The sequence below is a fragment of the Deinococcus roseus genome (genome assembly GCF_014646895.1).
Lineage (GTDB): Bacteria > Deinococcota > Deinococci > Deinococcales > Deinococcaceae > Deinococcus_C > Deinococcus_C roseus.
In genome coordinates this window covers 165,353-189,796 of sequence record NZ_BMOD01000008.1, presented here as the reverse complement: position 1 = coordinate 189,796, position 24,444 = coordinate 165,353, and the positions used below count along the sequence as shown (strand labels likewise).

Genomic DNA, 24,444 nt, shown 5'->3' with positions numbered 1-24,444 from the left:
TCAGACCTCCTGTGTGTTTCAGGAGGTTTTTTGCTGGTCTTTTGGTCCAGAATGAAGGCATGTTGCTTTCAAGACTTCAACTCATGCAGCAGGAACAGCAGGCCCTGCTCCCTTATGCCACATTGAATTTGCACACCAGAGGCAGGCTCCATCCCGAGCCAGAAAGCGAGCACCGCCTTCCCTTTCAGAAAGACCGGGACCGCATTTTGCACACCACCGCTTTCCGTCGGCTGGAGTACAAGACCCAGGTGTTTGTGAACCACGAGGGGGATTATTACCGCACCCGACTCACCCACACGCTGGAAGTGGCCCAGGTGGCACGGTCCATGGCGGTGGCCCTTGGCGTCAACGAAACCCTCACCGAGACCATTGCCCTGTCCCATGACCTGGGTCATCCGCCTTTTGGTCATGCCGGGGAACACCAGCTCGACCACTGGATGAAGTCCAGAAACGCTGGAAGCTTCAACCACAACGAGCAGGCTTTTCGCATTGTCACAGAACTGGAGAAGCGCTACCAGGATTTTTCTGGACTGAACCTGAGCTGGGAAACCCTGGAAGGCATGGTCAAGCACGATGCAGATGCAGAACGCTTTCCAGCTTTTGCAGCTCCCTTTGAACCCCAGTTCCGGCCTGGCCTGGAAGCCCAGATTGCAGCCATCGCAGATGGTGTGGCCTACAACACCCATGACCTCGATGATGGCCTCAAAGCGGGCATCCTGACGCCCCACCTGCTGCAAAACCTGCCCATCTGGCAAGAATTGACCGACAAACTGCAACTGGACACCACCCCCCTCAGTGAATTGAGCCGCAGAAGACTGATCCGGGAGTTGCTGGGCTGGATCATCAACGACATCCTGCAGGAAACCGAAAAGCGCTTGCAGCAAAACCACATTCAAAGTCCCCAGCAGATCCGGGATCACCCCGGAGTGCTGGTGGCTTTCAGCCCGACCATGCAACAACACATGGCAGAATTGAAGGCTTTTCTGTATCAGCACCTTTATTACCATCCCAGCAAAATCCAGCAGACGTTCAGGGCAGAGCATTTCATTGATGGGTTGTTTTCGGCCTACCTGAAACACCCCAGGCTGCTTCCCCTGCACGTGCAGGCTTGTGTGCCTCTGCTGGGTTTGGAACGCACCATTTGCGATTACGTTGCAGGCATGACCGACCGTTTTGCCATGGATGAATACAGCAAGCTGTACTCTCCCAGAGAGCACTAATGCGCCCAGAGGAACCGACCAATTGACAGTTCGCACATAAGCTGCTATTATTTCTTTCGCCTTGTGCGGGAGTAGCTCAGCTGGTTAGAGCGCACGCCTGATAAGCGTGAGGTCCCCAGTTCAAGTCTGGGCTTCCGCACCAAACCAGAACAACAGAAAGCCGCGTCCAAAAGACGCGGCTTTCTGTTGTGGGGCTGCTGGGTCACGGCGTTGGTGTTCCCGCCAACAATTCGCTCATGTTTTTCAGATTTCTCTCAGATGTTTTCAGCGCAACATAAGCCAGCAGCGCTAAACTGATCTCATTCATTGAGAAAAGGAGGGCAGCATGCTGATCACCGCCCTGGTGTTTGCAATCATTTGTGCAATTGTGCTTTCCCTGATGGTGATGGGGGTGTATTCATTGCTGGAAAAAATCTTTGAACATCTGGATGCCCATCCTCCCACCCATCACCACCAGCCCTGAAACACCTGGGGGTTTTAAAGGTTATGTTTCAGGGTTGATGTTTTTTCAGATTGGAATAAGGGAAATCCCGATGTGCTGAAAACCACAGGACTTACGCTTGTGGCACAGTAAACTGAAAAAATGCAGCTGTATTTATTTTTGATGGGATGGGGTTTCTGATGCCCGCATCGCAGGCCAGCACTTCACAAATGGGCACGTTTCAGGCCCAGGGTTTAAAGCAGGCTGTGGTGATTGGTGCCAGTTTCAGTGGTTTATGCGCTGCCCGTGTATTGAGTGAATTTTTTGAACGTGTTTTGATTCTGGAAAAAGATCCCCTGGATGAAACAATCCGCAGGGGTGTTCCACAATATTTGCAATCGCATGTTTTGCTGGGTCAGGGCTTTCAGCAGCTCACTGAGCTGTTTCCAGACCTTGAGCGGGAAATGCTGCAGCAAGGAGCCCACAAAACCGACATTGGAACCTATGCCCACTGGTACCAGTGGGGAGGCTGGAAACGCAACATGCGCACCGGGGTGTCTGCCCTCTCCTGCAGCAGGGCCCTGCTGGAAACCACCCTCAGAAAACAGGTGGAAAAACTGCAGAATGTGCAATTGCTGCCTGCCCACAAGGTGCTGGGGTTGCTTTCAGAGGCATCACCCAGAGAACAGGCCATCCATGGACTGAAAGTTCAAACCCCCCAGGGAGAACAGGAGTTGTCTGCCCAGCTGGTCATCGACTGCTCTGGTCGGGGTTCCCATGTCAAACAGTGGTTGGTTCAACTGGGTTTTGTCGCTCCTAAAGAATCGGAAATCCCGGCCAAAGTGGGGTACGTCACCTGCAGGTACCGGTTTCCTTCTCCTGATCCCCTGAAAGGACAGGCCCTGGTGATCACGCCGGCAGCACCGGCAGAGACCCGCGCTGGCATGGCCTTGCCCATTGAGGATGATCAATGGAGTGTCACCCTGGCGGGATGGTGTTCTGACCATCCTGAACCCACCCCGGAAGGCATCCTCAAATTTGCCCAGTCCCTGCCTGTTCCTGACCTGCATCAGGTGTTGCTGACTGCAGAACCCCTGACCGACCCCCTGCGCCACCTGATCCCCAGCAGCATCAGAAAACACTTTGAAAAATTGAAAACCTTTCCCAGAGGTTTGCTGGTGATGGGAGATGCCCTGTGCAGCTTCAATCCCACCTATGGACAGGGCATCACCGTGGGCGTGCTGGAAGCGCAACATCTGCATGACTGTCTTTCCGAAAGCCAGGGGGATTTGCGGGATTTGTGGCGCTGGTTCTTCAAAAGAATTCAGCCTGTCCTCAAAACCGCCTGGAGCATGGTGGAGCTGGAAGACAGCCGTTTCTTTCCTGAGCACACCATCTCTCCCATGGACCGCGTTTTGCAACGTTATCTGGTTCGCATGCAACAGGCAGCCACCCGCAGCGAAGAGGTGGCCGAGGCTTTTTACCGGGTTTTAAACATGATTGACCCGCCACAGGCCCTGTTTCATCCCAGGGTGTTGTGGCGGGTGCTGCTCAGGGGCCAGAAGGTTTCCAGTCAGGCTGTACCGCTTTACCAGCGCAGTTCCAGACTGTAACGTCCTTTGTTCTTGAATTTGAGTTTGACGGTGATGGTGTCGTCTTCCTGCCCACCTTTGCGGGTGAATCGGGCATCCACATCGTTCTTTTTCTGGTTCAGGCTGACCAGACGGTAGCCCTGATTTTCCAGGTCATGCTGGTAAAAGTCCCACACCGAATCGGTTTCATCTGCAGTGGTAAAGTCCAGCACCAGACGGTCATTTTTCTTGCTCTGCACGCTGACCCGTGCACCAGGATAGTTGCTGAGGTGTACATCACCATAAGAAGGGGCTGGAGGTGGAGCAACCACACCGCCCACCACTTTGTACAGCGTGGTTGCAGTGATCCAGTTGTCCTGCGGGATGGGTTTCACAATGATGGAAAGCTTCTGGGCCAGTTGCTCTTGACCCTGCACATTGCTCTGGGCAAAACCATTGCTCTGGCCCGACTGAAAGCGGGCAATGTCGTTCACATTGAGCTGGGTTTTGCTGGCCAGGGCCAGCACCTTGTTGGTTCCGTAAGGTGCAGTGATCTCATATTCAAAAGGATCGTTCCTGTCTGGGAAGGTCTTGGTGACATTGGCCTTGATGAAGTTGCCTCCACCTGCGTATTTGTTGGGAAGGATCATGTCCACCCGACCATCCGGGTCCACATTGAACAGGTAAACGTAAGCGTCCTGATTGATCCGGGTGAAAATCTTGATTTTCTCACCGGGGGTGTATGCAGGATTGGTTCCGCTCTTGTCCAGCCAGACACTGACTTCCAGGTTGGTGGGAACGGGGTTGACGATGATGCGCTGGGGGCTCACCTGGGGAGCAGCAAGGGCAAAACCCAGAAGAAGTGTGCTTAAAGTTGCAGCATGGCGTTTCATGTCCTTAGCGTACAGAGTCAGGCAGATCTGACGGTGAAAAAAACCTTTTCATTTCTTAAGCAAGACTGAAGTTTGCCTTGATCCAGCCTGAAGACCGCTGGCTGTGTCCGTCCTCAGTTTCACGTGAAACAAATTGAGCTTTGTTGCAAACCCTGATATAATCCTTTGATATTGCGTCTTTGACGCCATTGAAATTTTAAGCATTGAGACACCACAAGCGACCCCAAGGAGCACAATGAGCGAAAAACACCTGGAAATCATTCCGCTGGGCGGAATGGGCGAAATTGGCAAGAACATGTTCGCCTTCCGTTACGCGGATGAAATCATGATCGTGGATGGCGGTCTGGCCTTCCCCGATTCCCACATGCCTGGAATTGACCTGGTCATTCCCCGCATCGACTACCTGCAGCAACATGCCAGCCTGATCAAAGGCTGGGTGCTCACCCACGGTCACGAAGACCACATCGGGGCCATACCATACATCCTGCCCCGCCTGCCCCGTGTGCCCATTTACGGAGCAAAACTGACCCTGGGCCTGCTGAAAGAAAAACTCAGTGAATTCGGGGTCAAGGAAGCCGATCTGATGCTGAAAGAGGTCACCACCGACGACCGCATCAAGCTCAGCAAATACTTCACTGTGGACCTGTTCCGCATGACCCACTCCATCCCCGACAACTCCGGAATGATCATTCACACCCCCGTGGGCCGCATCGTGCACACCGGTGACTTCAAGCTGGAACAGCACCCCACCGACGGCAAACCCTCACACCTTTCCAAGCTGGCCCAGGCTGGCGCAGAAGGTGCCCTGGTCCTGATCTCAGACAGCACCAATGCCGAAAGGCCCGGTCAGACCACCAGTGAACAGGAAGTGGCCAGTGCCATTGAGAAAATTGTGGCCGGAGCCAGAGGCCGGGTTTTTGTGACCACCTTCGCTTCCCATGTGCACCGCGTACAGAACATCGTGCACATCGCTGAAAAACACCGTCGCCGCGTGGTGATGGAAGGTCGCAGCATGGTCAAATATGCCCAGGTGGCCCAGACCCTCGGGTACCTGACCCTCAAAGATCCCCTGATCAGCACCGACGAGATGGGCGATCTGCAGGACGATCAGGTGCTGTTCATGTGCACGGGTTCACAGGGGCAACCCATGAGCGTGCTGTCCCGTCTGGCCATTGGCACCCACGCCAAACTGAGCCTCAAAGCCGGGGACACCGTGATCCTCTCCTCGAGTCCGATCCCAGGCAACGAGGAAGCCGTGAATGCTGTGATCAACCGCCTGTACTCGCTGGGTGTGGATGTGTACTATCCGCCCACCTACAAGGTGCACGCCTCTGGACACGGCAGCCAGGAAGAACTGAAGATGATCTTCAACCTGGTCAATCCCAAATACTTCCTGCCCTGGCACGGCGAGCCCCGCCACCAGATCAACCATGCCCGTCTGGCCCAGGCCCTGCCCAACCCCCCCAAACGCATCATCGTGGCCCAGAACGGCGACATCATCCGCATCAACAAAGATGAATTCAAGATCTCTGGTAAAGTGCCTGCTGGCGATGTGTACGTGGATGGCCTGGGTGTGGGAGACATCAACGATGAGATCCTGCTGGACCGCCGCACCATGTCTGAAGACGGCATCCTGATCATCACCGCTGTGCTGCACCCCGAGCCCCATGTGGAACTGGTGTCCCGTGGTTTTGTGCGCACCAACCGCGACCTGGAGAACAGCATTCGCAATGTGGCCCTGGAAGTCATTGAAATTGGCACACGCGAAAAACGCTCTCTGGAAGACATTCGCGATGACATGTACTCTGCAGTGCGCAAATTTGTGCGCAAAGTCACCGGGCGCACCCCTGTGCTGATCCCCATGCTGGTGGACTGAACCTCAAAATTCTCCAACTTTCACCACCTGCTTTGATCAAAGCAGGTGGTTTTTTGATGTAACTTTTGAACATGGAACTCAAACGCATGCGCAGTTTGTGGGGGGTCGAAGCCCCTCTTGAAGAAGCCCTGCCTGATTTCAAAACCAGAGGCTATCAGGGCATTGAAGTGGCAGTCATTTTCACCCCTGAACTGGAAAACCTGGCAGCCCTATGCAAAGACCAGAATCTGGAAGTCATTGCTCAAATTTTGACAGCTTTTCCGGGGACACCCAGAACCCCCAAAGCCCACCTGCAAGCCCTGAAAGCCCAGGTGGAACTGGCCCGTCCTTTAGAACCCATCCTGTTCAATGTGCAGGGAGGGTGTGACAGCTGGAGTGAGCTCGAGCAAGATCAGTTTTACGATGCCGCCCTCAGGTATGCCTCCACCCTGGAAGCACCCCTGGCTTTTGAAACCCACAGGGGCCAGCCCACTTTCACACCCTGGACCACTGCCCGGATTTTGCAGGCCTTTCCAGAAATGCGACTCACCTGTGACCTCAGCCACTGGGTCAACGTGTGCGAGAGGTTGTTGGAAGACCAGGAAGACAACATCAGGCTTGCAGCCCAGCACTGCATCCACATTCATGTCCGCGTGGGTTATGAGGAAGGACCGCAAGTCACAGACCCCAGTGCGCCAGAATTTGCCACCCATCTGACCGCACATGAACAGTGGTGGGAATGGATGTGGGAAGCCCAAATGGCCCGCGGGCAACAGTTCAGCACCCTGACCCCTGAATTTGGACCTCCTGGTTACCAGCACACTTTGCCTTTTTCTGGAGAGCCTGTGGGACAGCTGGATGCCATCTGCAACTGGATGGCAGAGAAACAACTGCACCACTTCAATTTCTGGAAATCCTCCATCGAAATTTCTCAATAAGATACACCAGGGTGATTTTCAGTAATCCAACAAAAGCAGCCCAACAAAAAGGGAAGAGACAGCAATGTTCTCTTCCCTCCTGCTCAGAAATGAAAATTCAGGTCTGGTAGCCCAGCAATTCCAGCAAGCGTTCCAGTTCTTCCTGGGAGTGGTAACTGAGTTCAATCTTGCCTTTTTCCTTGCCAGCAATCCTGACTTTGGTCCCGATGTGACGTGCCAGTTCCAGCTCAATGCTCTTGAAGGTCCGTTCTTCCAGGGCTTTGGCGGTGCTGGCTTTTTCAGGCCTTTCCCGCTTCAGGGCCTCGGCATCCCGCACATTCAGACCCCTGGAGAGGATCTGCCCCAGTGCCCACAGGCGGTCGTCTTCTGGAAGGGCCAGAATGGCTCTGGCGTGCCCTGCAGTGATCTGTTTCTGCTCCAGAGCGTCCAGGGCTTTCTGGGGCAGGGTGAGGAGGCGCAAAGCATTGGCCACCGTGCTGCGGCCTTTGCCCAGTGCTCTGGCAATGCCCTCCTGGCTGAGGCCCTGCTCCAGCAGTTTCTGGTAAGCCACTGCTTCTTCCACAGGGTTCAGGTCTTCGCGTTGCAGGTTCTCAATGATGGCAATTTCCAGGGCTTCCAGATCATTGAAGTTTTTCAATATTACCGGAACTTCAGTCAGCCCTGCCAGTCTGGCGGCCCTCCAGCGGCGCTCTCCAGCAATCAGTTCGTATTTGTCCCCTTGCTGGCGCACCAGAATGGGTTGCAAAACCCCTTTTTCCTTGATGCTGGCAGCCAGCTCAGAAAGTGCTTCAGGGTCAAACACCTGTCTGGGCTGATACGCTGCCTGCTGGATCTGGTCGAGGGGGAGTTGAAGCAGCTTTTCCCCTTTTTCAGCTGTTGCAGCAGTGTTCAGCGGAGATTTTCCGAGCAGGGCGTCCAGACCCCGACCCAGGTTAGATCTTTTTGACACGCTGCATCACCTCGTCTGACAGGCGCTTGTAAGCCCCGGCCCCACTGGACATCGGAGAATACAGGTTGATGGGTTTGGCGTGACTGGGAGCCTCAGAAAGGCGCACATTGCGGGGAATCACACTCCAGAACACCAGATCCCCGAAGTGGTTGCGCACGTTCTCCTCGATTTGCACGGACAGATTGGTGCGACCATCGAACATGGTGATCACAATGCCCAGCACCTGCAAAGCAGGATTGAGTCCGCCCTTCACCCGTTCGATGGTGTCCATCAGGCCTGCGATGCCCTCCAGAGCGTAGTATTCAGCCTGCAAGGGCACAATCAGGGCGTCTGCTGCCACCAGGGCATTGATGGTCAGGGGCCCCAGGCTGGGAGGAGCATCAATCAGGACCAGATCGTACTTTTGCAGCCCTGAGAGCAGGTTTTTCAGGGCATCGGGATCATCGGTGAGCTCCACCCCTGCACCTGCCAGATCCGGGGTGGCAGGGAGCACATGCAGGTTCTTGATTTCGGTTTGCTGGATGAAGTCTGTAAGGCGTTCAGGTTCCCGCAGGGCATCGTACACACCCACCTCTGCCCCACGCACCCCCAGACCGCTGGAGGCATTGGCCTGCGGGTCAATGTCCACCACCAGGATCCGGCGGCGGGTGTTGGCCAGATAGGCCGCCAGATTCACTGCAGTGGTGGTTTTCCCCACGCCACCTTTTTGATTGACTAACGCAAGCACTTTCATTGTGCTCCAGTATACCCAACAGGGGTTTCATTTTCGGGAGAGATGTAAAACCACCAGATCAGCATCTTCATCCAGGCCTTGGCGCTCTTGCTCAACGCTGTATGGCCCAACTTTTTCCGGGACAACCCAGTCCTTTGGGCGTCTGGAAAGCAAATGCCATTCATCGGTGACGGTGTGTTGAATGAGTTTCAACAGCACACCCAGATCTCCCACTGCCTGCGCTGTCACCCAGGAAACAGGCTCTTTGAATTTGCGCACATCGCCTGCAAAAATCCGCACATTGGAAAGGCCCAGCTGTGAACGGGCAATGTTCAGAAAAGACGCCCTGCGCTGGCGAATTTCACAGAGGATCACTTTGATGTCTGGGCGGGCCAATGCAATGGGAATGCCAGGGAGTCCTCCACCAGACCCCACATCAAGCAGGGTTTCACCTTCTGGGATGTACTTTGCATATTCTTCTGCACTGTCCATGTGCATGTCAAAATGGATCTCCACCGAGGGACCGAACAAATCCAGGGAGCGGGAGTACTGCTTGACCAGTGCCTTGTACTTCTGTTTCACGTGAAACATTGTAGCAAGTGGGCGATAGGCAGGGTTTTCACGGATGGATACAATAGATGAAAATGGACTGCACCACAGTCATACAAGCCCTCATGGAATCAGAACATCCTGAAGGATATCCTGAAGGTACAACGTTGGATGAAATTCAGGCTTTTAGCACCCATACAGGGATTGTTTTTCCACCAGAATGGATTGCCTGGTTGTTGAACGTCAACGGAGCCTTTGTAGGTGGACAATTTTTGACAGGTATAAACACCAAAAATTCACTTACCATAGAACTTGTTTTTCAGAGACATCCTCTCTGGAAAACCAAAAAATACATTCCTGTAGCAGGAGATGGGCTGGGCAATTTTTATGTCATTGTTACCCAACAGGAATATGGCTCAGGCCATCCAGTCTGTTTTATGGACCGCGAATGTGGGCCACAAAAACCGACCTTTCTGGTGGCATCCAGATTTTCAATTTTCATCACGCAATGGATCAAGAAAGAAACTACGAAAGAGTCTTTTTGGCCTTTTGATCCCACCACTACAGCCAGAGTCGACCCTGATCTTCTCAATTTTTCAGGCATTGATCTGCCCTGGAGCAAATAAAACCACCCCAGTTTCCTGAGGTGGCACCATTGATGAATGAAATCAGGGGTGCTGGGTTTTCAAATACACCAGCAGTGCACTCAGGTCAGAAGTGCGAACCCCTGGTACCCTGGCAGCCTGGGCCACGGTTTGAGGTTGTGCTTTTGAAAGCTTCTCGCGGGCCTCATTGGACATGGCTGTGATCTGGCGGAAATCAATCCCAGACAGACTGCGCTCACCGTATTTGCGTTCAGCTTCCAGTTGCTGGCGGCTGCGCTCGATGTAGCCCGCGTATTTGACGTGGATCTGCACGCTCTCCGCTTCCTGCCAGGAGGCCATGCCCGTCAGTTTGATGCCCAGCGCTTCAAGATCACTGAGGTTCATGTCCGGGCGGCGCAAAAGTTGCTCTCCGGTGATCCCCTGATGCCGCTGGGTGCGCAGTTGCTGGATGCCTGCTTCAATGCGCTGGTACTTGTTCTGCACGGCTTTCAGGGCATCATCACCCACCAGACCCAGTTCATGGGCAAAGGGGGTCATGCGCTGGTCTGCATTGTCCTGGCGCACCAGCAGGCGGTGTTCCACCCGTGAAGTCATCATGCGGTAAGGTTCATCGGTGCCCTTGTAGACCAGGTCGTCCAGCATGACCCCGATGTAACTGCCTTCACGGGTGAAGAAGCGGTCTTCCAGACCCAGTGCCCTGCGTGCAGCAGCGGTTCCAGCCACCAGTCCTTGCGCGGCAGCTTCTTCATAGCCACTGGTCCCGTTGATTTGACCCGCAGTGAAAATTCCGGGCATGAATTTGGATTCCAGGTTGGGGGTGAGCTCCAGAGAATCCACCACGTCATATTCCACAGCGTAGGCATAACGCTGGATCACCGCGTTCTCAAAACCAGGAAGGGTTCGGACCATCTGGTCTTGCAGTGCAGGGGGCAGGCTGCTGGAGAAACCTTGCAGGTACACCTCACTGGTGTCTACACCGTCTGGCTCGACAAAAAGCAGGTGTCTGTCATGGTGTGCAAACCGCACGATTTTGTCCTCAATGCTGGGACAGTACCGGGGACCCAGCCCCTCGATGTCACCCGCATACATGGGAGACAGGTGCAGGTTTTCCTGAATCAGGCGGTGGGTTTCCGGGGTGGTGTGGGTCTGCCAGGTGGGGCTTTTTCTGGCCTCAGGACCGGGGTTTCCGGTGAAACTGTGCACCTGATCATCACCAGGAAGCTCCAGCAGAGCGGCGAAATTCACCGAATCTGCACGCACCCGGGGAGGGGTTCCTGTCTTGTAGCGCTTGAGCTTGTGGCCTCCACGTTCCAGGGACTGGGACAGAAAACGGGCAGGAGGTTCACCCTGACGGCCTTCCGGGCGGGAATGGCGGCCATACCAGGTCAGACCCCGCATGAAGGTTCCAGCAGCGATCACCACGGTTTTTGCAGGATAAGCGCGGCCATCGATGGTCTGCACCACCCAGGTCTCCCCTTCCTGGTACACATCTGCGGCCTCACCCCGGATGATCTCGATGGCGGCATTGCCCAGCACGTACTCCTGGGCTTTTGCAGCATACTGGTCCCGCTCGTTCTGGACCCTGAGGCTCTGGACGGCAGGTCCTTTGGAGGCATTCAGCATGCGGCTGTGGATGGCGGTGTCATCGGCCACACGGCCCATCAGGCCCCCCATGGCGGTCAGCTCAAACACCATCTGGCTTTTGCCTGGACCTCCCACAGCAGGGTTGCAGGGCATGCGTCCAATGGTGGCAGGGTTGGAAATCATCATTGCGACAGTGCCGTATTTGGAGGCCGCCCACGCAGCTTCGATGCCTGCATGGCCTCCCCCAATCACGATCACGTTGAAAACTCTCGACATAACCCATACACTTTACCCTAGTTTTTAGTAGGGGTACTATGAGGCGTGCCACGTTAGATGAACAACCCTGGCCGCCTCATTTTCGTTTGCCGCGAAAGGGGCCCTGGCTGAAATCAAGCGACATCAACAAGGGAGGCTGTAATCTCTTTGGACATCTGGTCTAACATTCTCGACTACGTGCGGCAGAACATCTCCGATGTGGAGTACCACACGTGGTTCAGGGACGTGAAGCCGCTCGGTGTGGAGCAGGGTGAATTGATCCTCGGGGTCAAAAATGCCTTCTCACAGGAGTGGTTCAAGTCCCATTACGTCAAGCTCATCGAGATGGCCATGCGGGACATGGGGGCACAGAACCCCAAAGTCAATTTTCAGGTGCTGCCTGCTGTGCAGGATGCCATGTTGCTGGCCAGTGCACCCACCCCAGCCCCCAAAGCAGAGCCCCGTTCTGTGCCCACCGTGAACATGGTCACCGAGCCCAACCGGGTCAACCTGAATGCCAAGTACATTTTCGACAACTTTGTGGTGGGTCCCAACAACAACCTGGCCCATGCTGCTGCAGTCGCAGTTGCCGAATCTCCTGGCAAGGCCTACAACCCCCTGTTCATTTATGGGGATGTGGGACTGGGGAAAACCCACTTGATGCATGCTGTGGGGCATTTTGTCTCTGAGCGGCATCCCCACATGCGAATCGAGTATGTTTCCACCGAGTCTTTCACCAATGACCTGATCAATGCGATCCGCGATGACAAAATGACGGCCTTCCGCAACAGGTACCGTTCCATTGATTTGCTGCTTGTAGACGACATCCAGTTTCTGGCGGGTAAGGAAAGAACGCAGGAAGAGTTCTTCCACACTTTCAACGCCCTGCACGAGAACCACAAGCAGATCATCCTGTCCTCAGATCGCCCACCCAGAGACATTGAAACACTGGAAGCCCGACTGAGGTCTCGCTTTGAATGGGGCCTGATCACCGACATCCAGAGTCCGGAATTTGAAACGCGGGTGGCCATTCTGAAAATGAATGCGGAAATCCGCCGGATCAGTGTGCCGCAGGATGTGCTAGAGCTGATTGCCAAGCATGTTACCAGCAACATCCGTGAACTCGAAGGTGCCCTGATGCGGGTGGTGGCTTTTGCCAGCCTGAACAATGTGGAAGTGAACCGTTCTGTGGCAGCAAAAGCCCTCTCTGAAATCTTCACCCCCAACACAGTGCAACTGGACATGAACGATATTCTGCGTGCTGTGGCCAATTATTACGGCGTGACCCCTGAAGCCCTGAAAGGTTCAGGACGGGCCAGAGAGATCGTGATTCCCCGTCAGATGGCCATGTACATGATCCGGGAACTCACCACCCATTCCCTGCCTGAAATCGGTCAGTTCTTCAGCCGTGATCACTCCACAGTGCTGTATTCCATTCAGAAGTTGACCGAGCAGATCCAGAAGGACACAGAACTGACCAAAGTGGCCCAACAGCTGTCCCAGCGCCTGAAACAGAGCCCGATATGAAGGGTTCTGTAAGCATGTGCCAAAAATCACTTTCTGTGGATAAGTCTGTGGATAAGTCTGTGGATAACCTGTGGATAACCCTGTGGATAACCTGTGGATAACTTTGCCTGTGGATAACTCCCCCACTTATCCACAGGTTATCCACAGGAAAGTGCCAGTTATCCACAGACTTATCCACAGGCACTTTGTTGTCTGAGAGAGGAAAAAAGTGGGTTATCCACAGTATCCACAGGCCCTATTACTACTACTACTGTTTAAAATATCTATATATATAATCCTTAAAAGAGGAGAAAGCCATGCAGATTCAGGTCACCAAAAAGTTCCTCAGTGATGCCCTAAGCACCCTGGAAAGAATCATTCCTGCCAGAAGCAACAACCCCGTGCTCTCTTACGTCAAGATTCAGCCCTCTGACAGAGGAATTTTCCTGACTGGAACCAACCTGGAACTGGACATGGAAGGTTTTGTTCCTGCTCAGGTGGAAAACGGACAGCCTGTGATAGTTCCTGCCCACCTGTTTGCCCAGATTGTCAGAAACCTGCCAGGAGAACTCGTTGAGATCAACCTCAACCAGACGGAAATCACCCTCACTTCGGGGGGAAGCAACTTCAAACTGCAAACCGGGGACCTCTCTGCGTTTCCAGAAATTCAATTTCCTGCCCACTCTGATATGGAAATGGATGCAAAAGAACTGAACCGCTCGCTGAGCAGTGTTCGCTATGCCACCGCCACCGAAGCTTTTCAGCAGGTTTTCCGGGGCATCAAGTTCGAGCTTCGTGCAAAACAGGTGCGTCTGGTGGCTTCAGATGGTTTCAGGCTGGCCCTGCGGGATTTCACCGGGTCAGGTGTGGACAGAAACCTGATTGTTCCGGCCAAAAGTGCCGATGAACTCAACCGCATCCTCAAAGAGGGTCTGGTCAAACTGACCTTTGGAGACCACCTGCTTTCGGTGTCCTCAGACCGCACCAAAATGAACATCAAGTTGCTGGATGGTGAATTCCCTGATTATGAGCGGGTGATTCCCAGCAGCATCAAAGTGACGGTCCAGCTTCCAGCCTCCAAACTCAAAGAAGCGGTTTCACGGGTGGCGGTGCTTGCGGACAAGAACGCCAACAACCGGGTTGAATTCCTGGTCTCGGAGTCCAAGCTGCAATTGATCGCCGAGGGGGATTACGGACGCGCTCAGGAAGTTTTAGAGGTACTTCAGGAGGGGAGTGAGCCCGCCATTTCGCTGGGGTTCAATGCCAAGTTCGTTTCTGATGCCCTGGGTCCCATGGAAGGGGATGTGGTGTTGCAACTTTCCGGGGTGACCACGCCGGCCCTCTTCAAAACCACCGATGAGTCGGGTTACCTGGCTGTGGTGGTGCCCCTGCGCATCTGAGTGGAGGACCCAGAAACTGAAGTTTCAAAGCTGAAGTTGCGCTGTAGGAGGGGCAAATGTCCCCAAGTTATCCACAGGTTATCCACAGCAGGTTGTGGAAAACCTCGATTTCAGCAGAGGATTTGTCCCTTTGGACAGGACGGCAGATCTCTAGAGGACTTGAATCTCCGACAAGACAATTTGACGAAGTGGTCTTAAAAATCGGTTATAGTGTCACAGGTACACTTCCCTAGGGAAGTTTTTTAATGGAGGTCATCATGACGAAAATCGCTAACATCATCGCCCGTGAAGTGCTCGACTCCCGTGGTAACCCCACCGTCGAGGCTGAAGTTCACCTTGAGAGCGGTTTCGTTGGGCGCGCCATCGTTCCCTCGGGAGCCAGCACCGGCAGCCACGAAGCCAACGAGCTGCGTGACGGCGGCAAACGCTACCTGGGCAAAGGTGTGGAAAAAGCTGTGGAGAATGTGGAAAACCTCATTCGTCCTGCCTTGATTGGCACCGACGCCCTCGACCAGGTTAAAGTTGACCAGATCATGCTGGACCTGGACGGCACCCCCAACAAGAGCAAACTGGGGGGCAACGCCATCCTGGCCGTGTCTCTGGCCAATGCCCGCGCTGCAGCCAACGCGCTGGGCGTTCCCCTGTACCGTTACCTCGGTGGGAACAACGCCAAGGTGCTGCCCGTTCCCATGATGAACGTGATCAACGGTGGCGCACACGCCGACAACCGTGTGGACTTCCAGGAGTTCATGGTGATGCCCCTCGGTGCACCCAGCTTCAAAGAAGCCCTGCGTTACGGTGCAGAAGTGTTCCACGCCCTGAAAAAAGTGCTTAAAAAGCGCGGCTACAACACCAACGTCGGTGACGAAGGTGGCTTTGCTCCTGACCTCCAGAGCAACGAAGAAGCCCTTGAAGTGCTGATGGAAGCCATCAAGGACGCTGGCTACGAAGCAGGCAAGGACATCTTCATCGCCCTTGACCCCGCCACCAGCGAGCTGTACAAAGACGGCAAATACCACCTGGAAAGCGAAGACCGCATCCTGACCAGCGAAGAAATGGTGGACTTCTGGGCCGACTGGGCTGCCCGTTACCCCATCGTCTCCATCGAAGACGGCCTGCACGAAGACGACTGGGCTGGCTGGGAACTGCTGACCGCCAAAATCGGCGACAAGGTGCAACTGGTCGGTGACGACCTGTTCGTGACCAACGTCAAGCGCCTGCAGCAGGGCATCGACACCAAAGTGGGCAACTCCATCCTGGTGAAAGTGAACCAGATCGGCAGCCTCACCGAAGCCATGGACGCCATCGAACTGGCCCAGAAAAACGGCTATACCGCCGTGATCTCCCACCGCAGTGGCGAGTCCGAAGACAGCTTCATCGCTGACCTGGCCGTGGCCACCAACGCTGGACAGATCAAAACCGGTTCTGCCAGCCGTTCTGACCGCATTGCCAAGTACAACCAACTCCTGCGCATCGAGCACGAACTCGGCGCAGCCGCAAAATTCCTGGGGAAAGATGCTCTTTAAACGATCCACCAAAATTGTTGCGACCATTGGTCCAGCAAGCGAAAACCCCGAAGTCCTGGAGCAGATGATTGACGCTGGCCTGAACGTGGCCCGCCTCAACTTCTCCCACGGCTCCAAAGAAGACCACCAGAAGCGCGTGGACATGATTCGCGCTGCTGCTGCAAAAAAAGGTGTGAACATCGGCATCCTGCAGGACCTGCAGGGCCCCAAAATCCGCACCGGCAAATTCAAGGACGGCCCCATCACCCTGGTCAAGGGCCAGCAGTTCATTCTGACCTCCGATGATGTGGAGGGCAACGCTGAAAAGGTGTCCACCACCTACAAGCCCCTTCCCCAGGACGTCAGCGTTGGAATGACCCTGCTGCTCGATGACGGCAATCTGGAACTCCGCATCAGGGAGATCAAGGGCAACGACATCATCACCACCGTGGAAATCGGCGGCGTGCTCAGCAACAACAAGGGCATCAACGTCCCCGAAGCTGACCTCTCTGCCCCTGCCCTCTCGGACAAGGACATTGCAGACCTCGGTGTGGGCGCAGAAATCGGCGTGGACTGGGTGGCCCTCAGCTTCGTGCGCACCCGTGACGACCTGATCCTGGCCCGTCACCACCTGCGCATGCTGGGCTCCAGCGCCAAACTGATGGCCAAAATCGAGAAGCCCCAGGCTGTGGACCGCTTCGACGAAATTCTGGCTGAAGCAGACGGCATCATGGTGGCCCGTGGGGACCTCGGTGTGGAAATGCCCACCGAACAGGTGCCCATCATCCAGAAGATGATCATCCGCAAGTGCCGTGAAGCCGGAAAACCTGTGATCACCGCCACCCAGATGCTGGAAAGCATGCGCACCAACCCCCGTCCCACCCGTGCAGAGGCCAGCGACGTGGCCAACGCCATCTTCGACGGCACGGACGCAGTGATGCTTTCCGCAGAATCTGCCAGCGGCATGTACCCTGTGGAATCTGTGGGCATGATGTTCAAAATCGCTGAGACCGCTGAAGGCACTTCCCAGTACGAAGAAGAACTCATCAAGATCCCCGAGGACCGGCACACCACCCAGGACGCCATCTCCCACTCTGCCAGTGAGATTGCAGGCTTCCTGAATGCCAAGGCCATCGTGTGCTTCACCTCCTCTGGAGCCACTGCAGCCCGCGTGTCCCGCCGCCGTCCCCGCAAACCCATCCTGGCCCTCACCCCCAACGAAAAAGTGGTGAACCAGCTGGCCCTGATGTGGGGCGTGGTGCCCCTCCTCACCCGCGACCCCAAAGACACCGATGACATGGTGGAAATCGCCGTCCAGACCCTGCAGGAGCTGGAACTGGTGCAATCTGGTGACCGCATCGTGATCGTCGCTGGCGTGCCGTTCGGCATGAAGGGGACCACCAACACGCTGCGTGTGGCGCGGATTCCTTAACCTGATCCCCCACCCTCACCCTGACCTCACCCCGGCCTTCGGCCTCCCTCTCCACTTAAACGGAGAGGGTTTCTGTTGTCTTCCTGTCCACCCAATGAAAAACCTCTCCCGCGAAAGTGGGAGAGGGCGCGAAGAGACGCTGTCTCAAGCGGGGTGAGGGTGATTACGCAGGCACAATCCGTGCACTGTTCGCCAGATGCTCGCCCTGTTCCATCTGGTAGTAACGCCCGAAACGGTTCTCCAGGAAAGCCTGCAGGGGCACATCTTCCTGACGCACAAAGCCCTGCAGGGGCAGGAATTCTTCGGCGTGGAGGTCCAGGATAGCGCACAGGGAGGCGGCCGTGGTGAGCTGGATGGCGCTCCAGTGCTGACCGTGCACCATCTGGTCGTAGATCTTGCGGGCATCACTGACCTGGGTCAGGCGGCCATCCTTGTAGCCTGTCACAGTGCAGAAGGTCAGGACCACATCCTGAGGGGTGATGGGGAGGGCATTCTCCAGGATGTCTTTGAGCATCTCGCGTCGCTCGGAGAGGCGCAGGTCGCGGATCAGGAACTGCATCAGGTAGCGGTGGCCAGGGTAACGCACGGACTTGTAATCCAGACGTTGAACTTTGCCTTCCAGGGTTTCACAGAGGGTGCCCAGACCGCCAGAGGTGTTGAAAGCCTCATACGTGATGCCGTCCAGAGAGAAGCTCTCCAGTCCTTCCAGGGCCTGCATCTCGACAATTTTGCCGTCCTGTAGGGCTTCACAGGGGTTGATGTACTCGTTGACCACCCCATCGGTGGACCAGGTGAGGTTGTACATCAGCATGTTGGTGGGGAACTGCGGCAAGGCCCCCACACGCATTTTGATGTCCAGAATGCTGTCAAATTCTCTGGCAAGGTCTGCAGCCAGAATCCCAATGAAGCCCGGGGCCAGACCGCACTGGGGCATGAACACCTGACCGGGTTTTGCATGCTTCGCCAGGTCACGGATGTGGGCGGTGGTGTCCCGGTCCTCGGTGAGGTCGAAGTAACTCACCCCGGCGTTCAATGCAGCTTCTGCAATGAATTTGTTGACGAAGTAAGGACCGGCGGAGACCACCTGATCCACTTCTTTGAAGGCCTCCTGCATCATGCCAATGTCGGTGGCGTCCAGCACCACGCTTTTCACGGGCACGGTTTTGACGGCACGCTCCAGGGCCTGTTCACTCTTGTCTGCGAGGGTGACCTCGTAATTCTGGGCGTGGTGCAGCAGGTGTGCGATGGTGGTGCCGACTTTTCCGGCACCGAAAATCAGGACTTTGCGTTTCATGGTGTGTGACCTCCCTGCCAGGGAGGCAAACCCTCTCTGACACTTTTTTGGATGTGGGTTTTAAGGGGTAATGGAAAAGGTTGCTGAAGAGAAAATGTAGGGGCGAGGCATGACTCGCCCTTTACGGGTTTACAGCTCGGAAACGTTTACAGGGGCTTTCACATCGGCGTATTCGGTTTCCATCTGGGCCAGTTGCAGCTTGCCCGAGATGTCGTCGTTGACGCCGTGCCAGTAGGTGTAGTTGTCGATCACCCAGATGCCAGATTCACGGGTGCCGTTGCCGGAACTTTTGGTGCCACCGAAGGGCATGTGGGCTTCTGCACCGGTGGTGGAGTTGTTGATGGAGGTCATGCCTGCCTGGATGTTCTCGCGGAACTTGTAGGCCCATTCGCGGTTGTTGGTGTAGATTGCGCTGGAGAGGCCGTATTCCACGCTGTTGGCCACTTCCAGGGCTTCGTCGATGCCGTCCACTTTCACCAGGTTGATGGTGGGTCCGAAGCATTCACGCTGGAAGATCTGCATGTCTTTGGTGACGTTGTCCCAGACGGTAGGCCAGCCATAGAAGGCTTCTTCAGGGTCGCCCTGGAAACCTTCGGGTTTGTTGTCACGGGTGATGCGTTTGTTGCCGTGCAGCAGGGTTGCACCATCTTTTTCGCCGAGGTCGTAGTGGGCTTCCCAGCTCTTGAAGAAGCGCTCGTTGATGAAAGGGCCATAGAGTACGTCATCGTGTTCGCCAGGGTTGCCGATTTTGATTTTTTGCACTTGTTCGAGGTATCGCTTCTTGAACTCCTCGTAGATGGGGGCGTCCAGAATGATGTTGCCTGCACTGGTGCAGCGCTGGCCTCCGGTGCCGAAAGCGGCCCACAGGGCACCTGCCACGGCATTGTCAAGGTCTGCATCGCGCATGACCACCAGGGGGCTCTTGCCGCCCAGTTCCAGGGTGGGGTGGGTGAGGTTGCGGCCTGCCACCTCGCCAATTTTGCGTCCCACAGTGCTGGATCCGGTGAAAGCGATCTTGTTCAGGCGCTTCTCGTCCATCATGTCCACCAGGAATTCACCGGTGGAGCCTCCGCCGTATCCGAACACCAGGTTCATGACCCCATCGGGCAGACCGCCTTCAATCAGCAGCTGGGTGAAAGCGTAACTGGTCAGGGGAGCATCTTCACTGGGCTTCCAGACGATGGTGTTTCCAGTCAGCAGGGCCGGGATGATTTTCCAGGCAGGCACGGCCACAGGGAAGTTTCCTGCGGTGATGATGCCCACCACGCCCAGAGGACGGCGGAAGGTCATCAGGTCTTTGGTGTGCATCTCGCTGGGCACGGTCTGGCCGTACAGGCGGCGACCTTCAGACTGGAAGAAGTGGCAGGTGTCGATGGCTTCCTGTACGTCTCCACGGGCCTCTTTCAGGGTCTTGCCCATTTCACGGGAGAGCAGGCGGCTCAGGGCTTCTTTTTCACGCTCGATGGCCTTGCCGATGTTCCCGATGATGTTGCCCCGGATGGGAGCAGGTGTTTTGCTCCATTTTGCAAAAGCAGTTCTGGCAGCGATGCAGGCTTCACGCACCTGCTTTCTGGTGGCGACGGGGAATTCTCCAAGCACGTCGCTGAGTTTTGAGGAGTTGTGGCTCAGGTAATGCTCCTGGCTGTCCACACTTTTTCCATTGATGATGTTGAGGTAACGCTTCACGGTGTGTTCTCCAGTGTGTGGTTTCTGAGCAGTCTGGGTCACTTCACGACCTCCCTTTTCTGGGTCTGGGTGGTGTAGGTGCTCTCGAAGATTTTATCTGCATTTCCAGCTTCAAAACCCTCACGGCGGTGTTCGCGCTTCAGTTCGGATTTTGAGAGGTGGCTGTAGGCAGGGAGCACCCGTCTTTCAGCAAATTCCACGTAGGAACCGCTGATCATTTTCTTTTTGCCTTCGGCGAATTCGGCCTCGATCATCTCTGCAACGGTGGAGGACTGCAGCAGCAGGCCATCAGGACTGACCTTGATCTTGCCGCCAGAGTCATTCAGCTTGAAGCCGTTTCTCTCCAGGAAGTCGTTGTAGCCCTGGATGCTGTTGTAACCCTCAGGCAGGCTATGGATGGACACGGTGAAGTGGTTCAGGTAATAACGGTTGTAGATCACCCAGGCAGCGTATTCGGATTCCTGCTGCAGGCGCTCGTAATCTTCCAGCGTGGGAAGCCTCCAGAGGGCCTTGTGCAAGAAGGCATCCACTTCTTCCCAGTGGTCGAGGTTGAGGTCATCCACTGGATCAGATTTCACTTCATCGGTGTAGCTGTAGATGATGCGCTGGGCCACTTCGGAAAGTTCATGGACGCGCAGCTCGGACACAAAGATTCTGGGGAACTCCGGGGAGGGGGGAGCGTACCAGAAGGCGTTCAGCTTCTTGGCCTGAAAGTTGTAGCGTTCCTGTTTGCGGTAGCCGTAGTGCAGGAAGATCTTTTCAAAGGACTGGATCCCAAGCTGGGGCACGCCCATTGTTCTGAAGGCGATGTGGTCGTTTTCAATCTGGCTGAGGTCTGCGATGGTGCCTTCTGCCAGCATGGCTGCAATCACGCCTTCCACATCGGGAACGCGGTCCTGGTAGCGGCGCATCAGGCCATCCAGCACTTTTTTCAGGGTTTCATGCATGTGCAAGTTCCTTTCTTCATGAAGACACCATACCCTCTGGGAAATCCATCCCAGAGAAGTTGATTTGTCCTGTGTTGGGACGTTTATCCTGTTCTTGTCTTCATGCTAGCACCCCGCTGAAAACACCCTGACCTGCCATTTGAAAAGTGTATACAATCTGAAATCCCCAGAAGCCTGGGGTGGGCAGATCCCAAAAGTTAACGCCCGCTGTGGAAACGGGCGCAGGGGTTTGCAAAAGCCAAGTGTGAAACTTACATGAGAATCAGAGGTCACGCCGTCGGAAGACCACAATCGCCAGGCCCAGCAACGCCACCAGATAGAAAAAAGCCCATACCAGATCACCGCTCTGGACTTCTGTGCTGCCCACCAGGGGGTTGCCATCCCTGATCCCTGGAGGCAAATCCCGCATGGTGCGGGTTTGCAGGTAATAGCTGGCAAAACGCCACATGGCATCGCTCGGAAAGATGTAATGCGAGTACAGCCCGATTTTCTCCATCAACGGGGTGTCCGTAAATTTCCCCAGATTTCCCACCAGTCCGCCTGTCCAGGACAGCGCATACACCATGAACATCACCACGCCACTGGTCAGCACCGGAAAAACGGCACTGCACAGCACCGTGCTGGTGAGCAAAATCCAGGTGCCCAGGGCCATCAGCAGGATGGTCTTGAGGTAATCTGCAGGCAGGTAACCGGTGATCCAGTACGTCCCATACACCACCCCCAGACCCAGCAAAGCCAGATACACCAGGCTGACCAGACTGAGGCCCAGCCATTTCCCAAGCACCAGTTCGGCCCGCCTGAGGGGTTTGATCAGGATGGTCATCAAGAGGCCACTTTCCACCTCTCCAGAGAGCGTCGAAACCCCCAGCATGATGCCCACCAGACTCCCCAGAAAGTTCACCACATACAAACCCATGATGCTTAGGGTGGCGTAAATCTCATCTGCACGGCGCAGGCGTTCTCGGCCCAGTTCTGCAGCCCTTTCGGTCAGGTTTTCTTGCAGGGCGTGGGCCCCATAAAAATACAAACCCAGAAAAACCACGGTCAGAATGAGTAAAGCCAGAATCAGTTTTTTGGCGAAAGCCTCCTGCAAGGTGAAAGCAGCCACTTTGAAGATGTTGTTCATTTCGCCTCCATTAAAGAGACATAGAGGTCTTCCAGCGTGCGTTTCTGGGGGGTCAGGCCATAAATTGGACACTGGTGTTTGAACATCACTTCTGCAATGCGGGCCACTTCCTTCTCCTCAGAAACCCTGAGCAGGGCCATGTGTGCAGAGAAAGACAGAACCTCGGCAAATGAAGCAAACTCCTGCTGGAGGTCTGTTGTCATGTTCTCGCTGTGGACTTCCACCTCCAGCGTTCCTTTCAGGAGTTCCTGCAGGGTTCCTGTGCGCAGCACCTGCCCGTTTTGCACGATGCACACCCGATCACAGGTCAGTTCCACTTCCGAAAGCAGATGGGAATTCAGAAACACGGTGGTTCCCTGTTCCTGCAAGTGGTGAATGATGTTGCGCACCTGCCGGCGACCCAGAGGATCGAGAGCAGAGGTGGGCTCGTCCAGAAAGACAATTCTGGGTTTGTGCAAGATGGCCTGGGCCAGTCCGACCCGTTGCTGCATGCCTTTGGAATAGCCTTTGACCTTGCGGTCTCCATGCGGCGAGAGGCCCACCTGATCCAGCACTTCTGGAATGCGCTGGTCCAGCTGCTGATCGGTCATGCCACACAGCCTGCCGTGCCATCTGAGCAGGTCCTTGCCAGACAGCCAGTCATGGAAACGGAAAAGCTCTGGTAAAAACCCCACCTGCCGTTTGACTTCCACATCTGAAATGGGATGGCCCAGCAGGGTTGCACTGCCCTTGGTGGGGGAGGTCAGGCCCAGCAGCATTTTGATGGTGGTGGTCTTTCCGGCTCCGTTGGGGCCCAGAAAGCCAAACACCTCCCCCTGTCCCACCGAGAAACTGATGTCCTGAACGGCCACCTTCCTGGGATACGCTTTGTGCAGATTTCTGGCTTCGATGTCCATGCTGATTTCAGGGTACGGGGTTTTTTCTTGAGAAATGCTGTTGCAGCCTGACTTCAGCCAATTCCAGCTTCCGCAAACGTGGCCATATTTTTCAGAACACTGGCTGCTGCCTGCAGGATGGGCACGCAGAGCACCCCTCCTGTGCCTTCTCCCAGACGCATGTCCAGGTTCAGCAGGGGTTCCAGACCCAGGTGGATCAGTTGCCGGATGTGTCCGATTTCCACACTCTGGTGGCTTGCAAAGAAATACTGGGCGGCCAGGGGAGAAAGGGCAGCAGCAATCAGGGCTGCGGATCCAGCAATGAAGCCATCAATAACCACCGGGACACGGTGGGCTGCACCTGCCAGCATCACCCCGGTCATGGCTGCAATTTCCAGACCCCCCAGGTCTGCCAGCACCCCCAGAGGATCCTGGTTGTCGCTGGCTTTGCGGCCCAATGCATCTGCAATCACCTGAATTTTGTGGGCCAGGCCTTCGTCAGAAATCCCTGTGCCCCTTCCTGTGACCTGAGCAGGATCAAGGTCCAGCATGCGGGCGGTGATGGCGGCAGCAGGGGTGGTGTTGCCAATGCCCATCTCGCCGGGAACCAGGATGCCTGCTCCTGCCTGAATGGCTTGTCGCGCTACCTCTGCCCCCAGCAGCACGGCCTGTTCTGCTTCTTTGCGGGTCAGGGCGCTTTCCAGGCGCAGATTGCGGGTTCCTTTGCTTACAGGTGTGTTGACCAGTGCAGGATGGTCCGGCAGGTCTGCATTCACACCAGCATTGATGACCTGCACTTTTGCACCCACAGTGCGGGCAATGGCATTCACTGCTGCTCCACTGGCCAGAAAGTTCAGCACCATCAGGGGGGTCACACTGGCAGGAAAGGCGCTGACGCCTTCCTCGCACACGCCGTGATCTCCGGCACACACGATGGCCACAGGGTTTTTGATTTCGGGTTTTTCGGTGCCCAGAATGCCTGCCAGACGGATGCCCAGGGTTTCCAGTTTGCCCAAGGATTTCGGGGGTTTGGTGAGCTGGTTCTGACGTTCCAGTGCGTTCTGCAAGGCCTGTGCATTGAGGGGTTGAATCTGATCCAGTAAAGTCTGCATTTCAGACAA

Annotated in this window: 21 protein-coding genes and 1 tRNA gene; 11 read left to right on the top strand and 11 right to left on the bottom strand. The window is 55.4% G+C overall.

Features of this window, described 5'->3' with window-relative positions; all coding sequences use genetic code 11:
• Positions 1–59 precede the first annotated feature (59 nt).
• The 4 genes from IEY52_RS12850 (at position 60) to IEY52_RS12835 (ending at position 3,254) form a co-directional block, all read left to right on the top strand.
• Positions 60–1,220, top strand: coding sequence for a deoxyguanosinetriphosphate triphosphohydrolase (locus tag IEY52_RS12850; RefSeq protein ID WP_189003087.1), 1,161 nt, complete (start codon positions 60–62; stop codon positions 1,218–1,220).
• A 65-nt stretch (positions 1,221–1,285) separates the two neighbouring features.
• Positions 1,286–1,362 (top strand) — tRNA-Ile (locus tag IEY52_RS12845).
• Between the two features lie 183 nt (positions 1,363–1,545).
• Positions 1,546–1,683 carry a hypothetical protein gene (locus tag IEY52_RS12840; RefSeq protein WP_189003086.1) on the top strand — a complete coding sequence of 46 codons (138 nt, stop codon included), beginning with the start codon at positions 1,546–1,548 and terminating at the stop codon, positions 1,681–1,683.
• 158 nt (positions 1,684–1,841) lie between these two features.
• Positions 1,842–3,254, top strand: a complete 1,413-nt coding sequence (locus tag IEY52_RS12835; protein WP_189003085.1) for an FAD-dependent oxidoreductase — start codon at positions 1,842–1,844, stop codon at positions 3,252–3,254.
• On the opposite strand, the gene IEY52_RS12830 is transcribed toward IEY52_RS12835, so the two are convergent.
• A complete protein-coding gene (locus IEY52_RS12830; RefSeq protein ID WP_189003084.1) occupies positions 3,230–4,105 on the bottom strand; it encodes a DUF4384 domain-containing protein in 876 nt (291 codons plus the stop codon). The two genes, IEY52_RS12835 and IEY52_RS12830, sit on opposite strands and share 25 nt — an antisense overlap.
• Positions 4,106–4,340: 235 nt before the next feature.
• Here IEY52_RS12830 and IEY52_RS12825 point away from each other — a divergent pair, with 235 nt between their 5' ends.
• Both IEY52_RS12825 and IEY52_RS12820 read left to right on the top strand, forming a co-directional pair.
• The gene (locus tag IEY52_RS12825) at positions 4,341–5,981 is read left to right on the top strand and encodes a ribonuclease J (RefSeq protein ID WP_189003083.1); all 1,641 of its coding nucleotides are present in this window, start codon (positions 4,341–4,343) and stop codon (positions 5,979–5,981) included.
• Between the two features lie 71 nt (positions 5,982–6,052).
• Complete coding sequence (locus IEY52_RS12820) at positions 6,053–6,898, top strand: sugar phosphate isomerase/epimerase family protein (RefSeq protein WP_189003082.1); 846 nt, start codon at positions 6,053–6,055, stop codon at positions 6,896–6,898.
• Between the two features lie 97 nt (positions 6,899–6,995).
• Here the strand turns inward: IEY52_RS12820 and IEY52_RS12815 are convergent, their stop codons facing one another.
• Genes IEY52_RS12815 through IEY52_RS12805 form a run of 3 tightly spaced genes read right to left on the bottom strand, consistent with a single transcriptional unit; the run spans position 6,996 to position 9,141 of the window.
• Positions 6,996–7,847, bottom strand: coding sequence for a ParB/RepB/Spo0J family partition protein (locus tag IEY52_RS12815; RefSeq protein WP_189003081.1), 852 nt, complete (start codon positions 7,845–7,847; stop codon positions 6,996–6,998).
• Positions 7,831–8,580 (bottom strand): ParA family protein, encoded by a 750-nt coding sequence (locus tag IEY52_RS12810; protein WP_189003080.1) that lies wholly within the window; start codon positions 8,578–8,580, stop codon positions 7,831–7,833. The genes IEY52_RS12815 and IEY52_RS12810 overlap by 17 nt, the downstream gene beginning before the upstream one ends.
• Positions 8,581–8,607: 27 nt before the next feature.
• A complete protein-coding gene (locus tag IEY52_RS12805) occupies positions 8,608–9,141 on the bottom strand; it encodes a 16S rRNA (guanine(527)-N(7))-methyltransferase RsmG (protein ID WP_229684775.1) in 534 nt (177 codons plus the stop codon).
• A gap of 62 nt (positions 9,142–9,203) precedes the next feature.
• Between IEY52_RS12805 and IEY52_RS12800 the strand changes: the two genes are divergently transcribed.
• Complete coding sequence (locus tag IEY52_RS12800; RefSeq protein WP_189003078.1) at positions 9,204–9,734, top strand: SMI1/KNR4 family protein; 531 nt, start codon at positions 9,204–9,206, stop codon at positions 9,732–9,734.
• Between the two features lie 42 nt (positions 9,735–9,776).
• Here the strand turns inward: IEY52_RS12800 and mnmG are convergent, their stop codons facing one another.
• Positions 9,777–11,573 carry a tRNA uridine-5-carboxymethylaminomethyl(34) synthesis enzyme MnmG gene (gene mnmG, locus IEY52_RS12795; protein ID WP_189003077.1) on the bottom strand — a complete coding sequence of 599 codons (1,797 nt, stop codon included), beginning with the start codon at positions 11,571–11,573 and terminating at the stop codon, positions 9,777–9,779.
• Between the two features lie 141 nt (positions 11,574–11,714).
• Here mnmG and dnaA point away from each other — a divergent pair, with 141 nt between their 5' ends.
• The 4 genes from dnaA to pyk all read left to right on the top strand — a co-directional run bounded on the left by dnaA (position 11,715) and on the right by pyk (position 17,395).
• A complete protein-coding gene (dnaA, locus tag IEY52_RS12790; protein WP_229684779.1) occupies positions 11,715–13,079 on the top strand; it encodes a chromosomal replication initiator protein DnaA in 1,365 nt (454 codons plus the stop codon).
• Positions 13,080–13,375: 296 nt separating this feature from the next.
• Positions 13,376–14,458 (top strand): DNA polymerase III subunit beta, encoded by a 1,083-nt coding sequence (gene dnaN, locus IEY52_RS12785; RefSeq protein WP_189003076.1) that lies wholly within the window; start codon positions 13,376–13,378, stop codon positions 14,456–14,458.
• A 257-nt stretch (positions 14,459–14,715) separates the two neighbouring features.
• Entirely contained in the window at positions 14,716–15,984 is a 1,269-nt protein-coding gene (gene eno, locus IEY52_RS12780; protein ID WP_189003075.1) for a phosphopyruvate hydratase, read from the top strand.
• Positions 15,974–17,395: a pyruvate kinase gene (pyk, locus tag IEY52_RS12775; RefSeq protein WP_189003074.1), complete on the top strand. Its 1,422-nt coding sequence runs from the start codon at positions 15,974–15,976 to the stop codon at positions 17,393–17,395. Before eno ends, pyk begins: the two co-directional genes overlap by 11 nt.
• 163 nt (positions 17,396–17,558) lie before the next feature.
• Here the strand turns inward: pyk and IEY52_RS12770 are convergent, their stop codons facing one another.
• The 6 genes from IEY52_RS12770 to cobT form a co-directional block, all read right to left on the bottom strand.
• Positions 17,559–18,689, bottom strand: a complete 1,131-nt coding sequence (locus IEY52_RS12770; RefSeq protein ID WP_189003073.1) for a saccharopine dehydrogenase family protein — start codon at positions 18,687–18,689, stop codon at positions 17,559–17,561.
• A gap of 129 nt (positions 18,690–18,818) precedes the next feature.
• On the bottom strand, positions 18,819–20,417 hold the full coding sequence (locus IEY52_RS12765) for an aldehyde dehydrogenase family protein (protein WP_229684774.1): 1,599 nt from the start codon (positions 20,415–20,417) through the stop codon (positions 18,819–18,821).
• Positions 20,414–21,322 carry a DUF1338 domain-containing protein gene (locus IEY52_RS12760; RefSeq protein ID WP_189003072.1) on the bottom strand — a complete coding sequence of 303 codons (909 nt, stop codon included), beginning with the start codon at positions 21,320–21,322 and terminating at the stop codon, positions 20,414–20,416. Before IEY52_RS12760 ends, IEY52_RS12765 begins: the two co-directional genes overlap by 4 nt.
• Positions 21,323–21,584: 262 nt before the next feature.
• Positions 21,585–22,448 (bottom strand): ABC transporter permease, encoded by an 864-nt coding sequence (locus IEY52_RS12755; RefSeq protein WP_189003071.1) that lies wholly within the window; start codon positions 22,446–22,448, stop codon positions 21,585–21,587.
• Positions 22,445–23,344, bottom strand: a complete 900-nt coding sequence (locus IEY52_RS12750; protein WP_189003070.1) for an ABC transporter ATP-binding protein — start codon at positions 23,342–23,344, stop codon at positions 22,445–22,447. The genes IEY52_RS12755 and IEY52_RS12750 overlap by 4 nt, the downstream gene beginning before the upstream one ends.
• A gap of 53 nt (positions 23,345–23,397) precedes the next feature.
• Entirely contained in the window at positions 23,398–24,435 is a 1,038-nt protein-coding gene (gene cobT, locus IEY52_RS12745) for a nicotinate-nucleotide--dimethylbenzimidazole phosphoribosyltransferase (RefSeq protein ID WP_229684773.1), read from the bottom strand.
• Positions 24,436–24,444: the final 9 nt, after the last annotated feature.

Excerpts from the sequence above, each read along its gene's own strand:
- IEY52_RS12835 (WP_189003085.1), top strand. The coding sequence starts at position 1,842 with ATGCCCGCATCGCAGGCCAGCACTTCACAAATGGGCACGTTTCAGGCC.
- IEY52_RS12800 (WP_189003078.1), top strand. The coding sequence starts at position 9,204 with ATGGACTGCACCACAGTCATACAAGCCCTCATGGAATCAGAACATCCT.
- IEY52_RS12840 (WP_189003086.1), top strand. The coding sequence starts at position 1,546 with ATGCTGATCACCGCCCTGGTGTTTGCAATCATTTGTGCAATTGTGCTT.
- IEY52_RS12820 (WP_189003082.1), top strand. The coding sequence starts at position 6,053 with ATGGAACTCAAACGCATGCGCAGTTTGTGGGGGGTCGAAGCCCCTCTT.
- eno (WP_189003075.1), top strand. The coding sequence starts at position 14,716 with ATGACGAAAATCGCTAACATCATCGCCCGTGAAGTGCTCGACTCCCGT.
- IEY52_RS12755 (WP_189003071.1), bottom strand. The coding sequence starts at position 22,448 with ATGAACAACATCTTCAAAGTGGCTGCTTTCACCTTGCAGGAGGCTTTC.
- IEY52_RS12850 (WP_189003087.1), top strand. The coding sequence starts at position 60 with ATGTTGCTTTCAAGACTTCAACTCATGCAGCAGGAACAGCAGGCCCTG.
- IEY52_RS12810 (WP_189003080.1), bottom strand. The coding sequence starts at position 8,580 with ATGAAAGTGCTTGCGTTAGTCAATCAAAAAGGTGGCGTGGGGAAAACC.
- IEY52_RS12770 (WP_189003073.1), bottom strand. The coding sequence starts at position 18,689 with ATGAAACGCAAAGTCCTGATTTTCGGTGCCGGAAAAGTCGGCACCACC.
- IEY52_RS12830 (WP_189003084.1), bottom strand. The coding sequence starts at position 4,105 with ATGAAACGCCATGCTGCAACTTTAAGCACACTTCTTCTGGGTTTTGCC.
- pyk (WP_189003074.1), top strand. The coding sequence starts at position 15,974 with ATGCTCTTTAAACGATCCACCAAAATTGTTGCGACCATTGGTCCAGCA.
- dnaN (WP_189003076.1), top strand. The coding sequence starts at position 13,376 with ATGCAGATTCAGGTCACCAAAAAGTTCCTCAGTGATGCCCTAAGCACC.
- IEY52_RS12750 (WP_189003070.1), bottom strand. The coding sequence starts at position 23,344 with ATGGACATCGAAGCCAGAAATCTGCACAAAGCGTATCCCAGGAAGGTG.
- mnmG (WP_189003077.1), bottom strand. The coding sequence starts at position 11,573 with ATGTCGAGAGTTTTCAACGTGATCGTGATTGGGGGAGGCCATGCAGGC.
- IEY52_RS12825 (WP_189003083.1), top strand. The coding sequence starts at position 4,341 with ATGAGCGAAAAACACCTGGAAATCATTCCGCTGGGCGGAATGGGCGAA.
- IEY52_RS12760 (WP_189003072.1), bottom strand. The coding sequence starts at position 21,322 with ATGCATGAAACCCTGAAAAAAGTGCTGGATGGCCTGATGCGCCGCTAC.
- cobT (WP_229684773.1), bottom strand. The coding sequence starts at position 24,435 with ATGCAGACTTTACTGGATCAGATTCAACCCCTCAATGCACAGGCCTTG.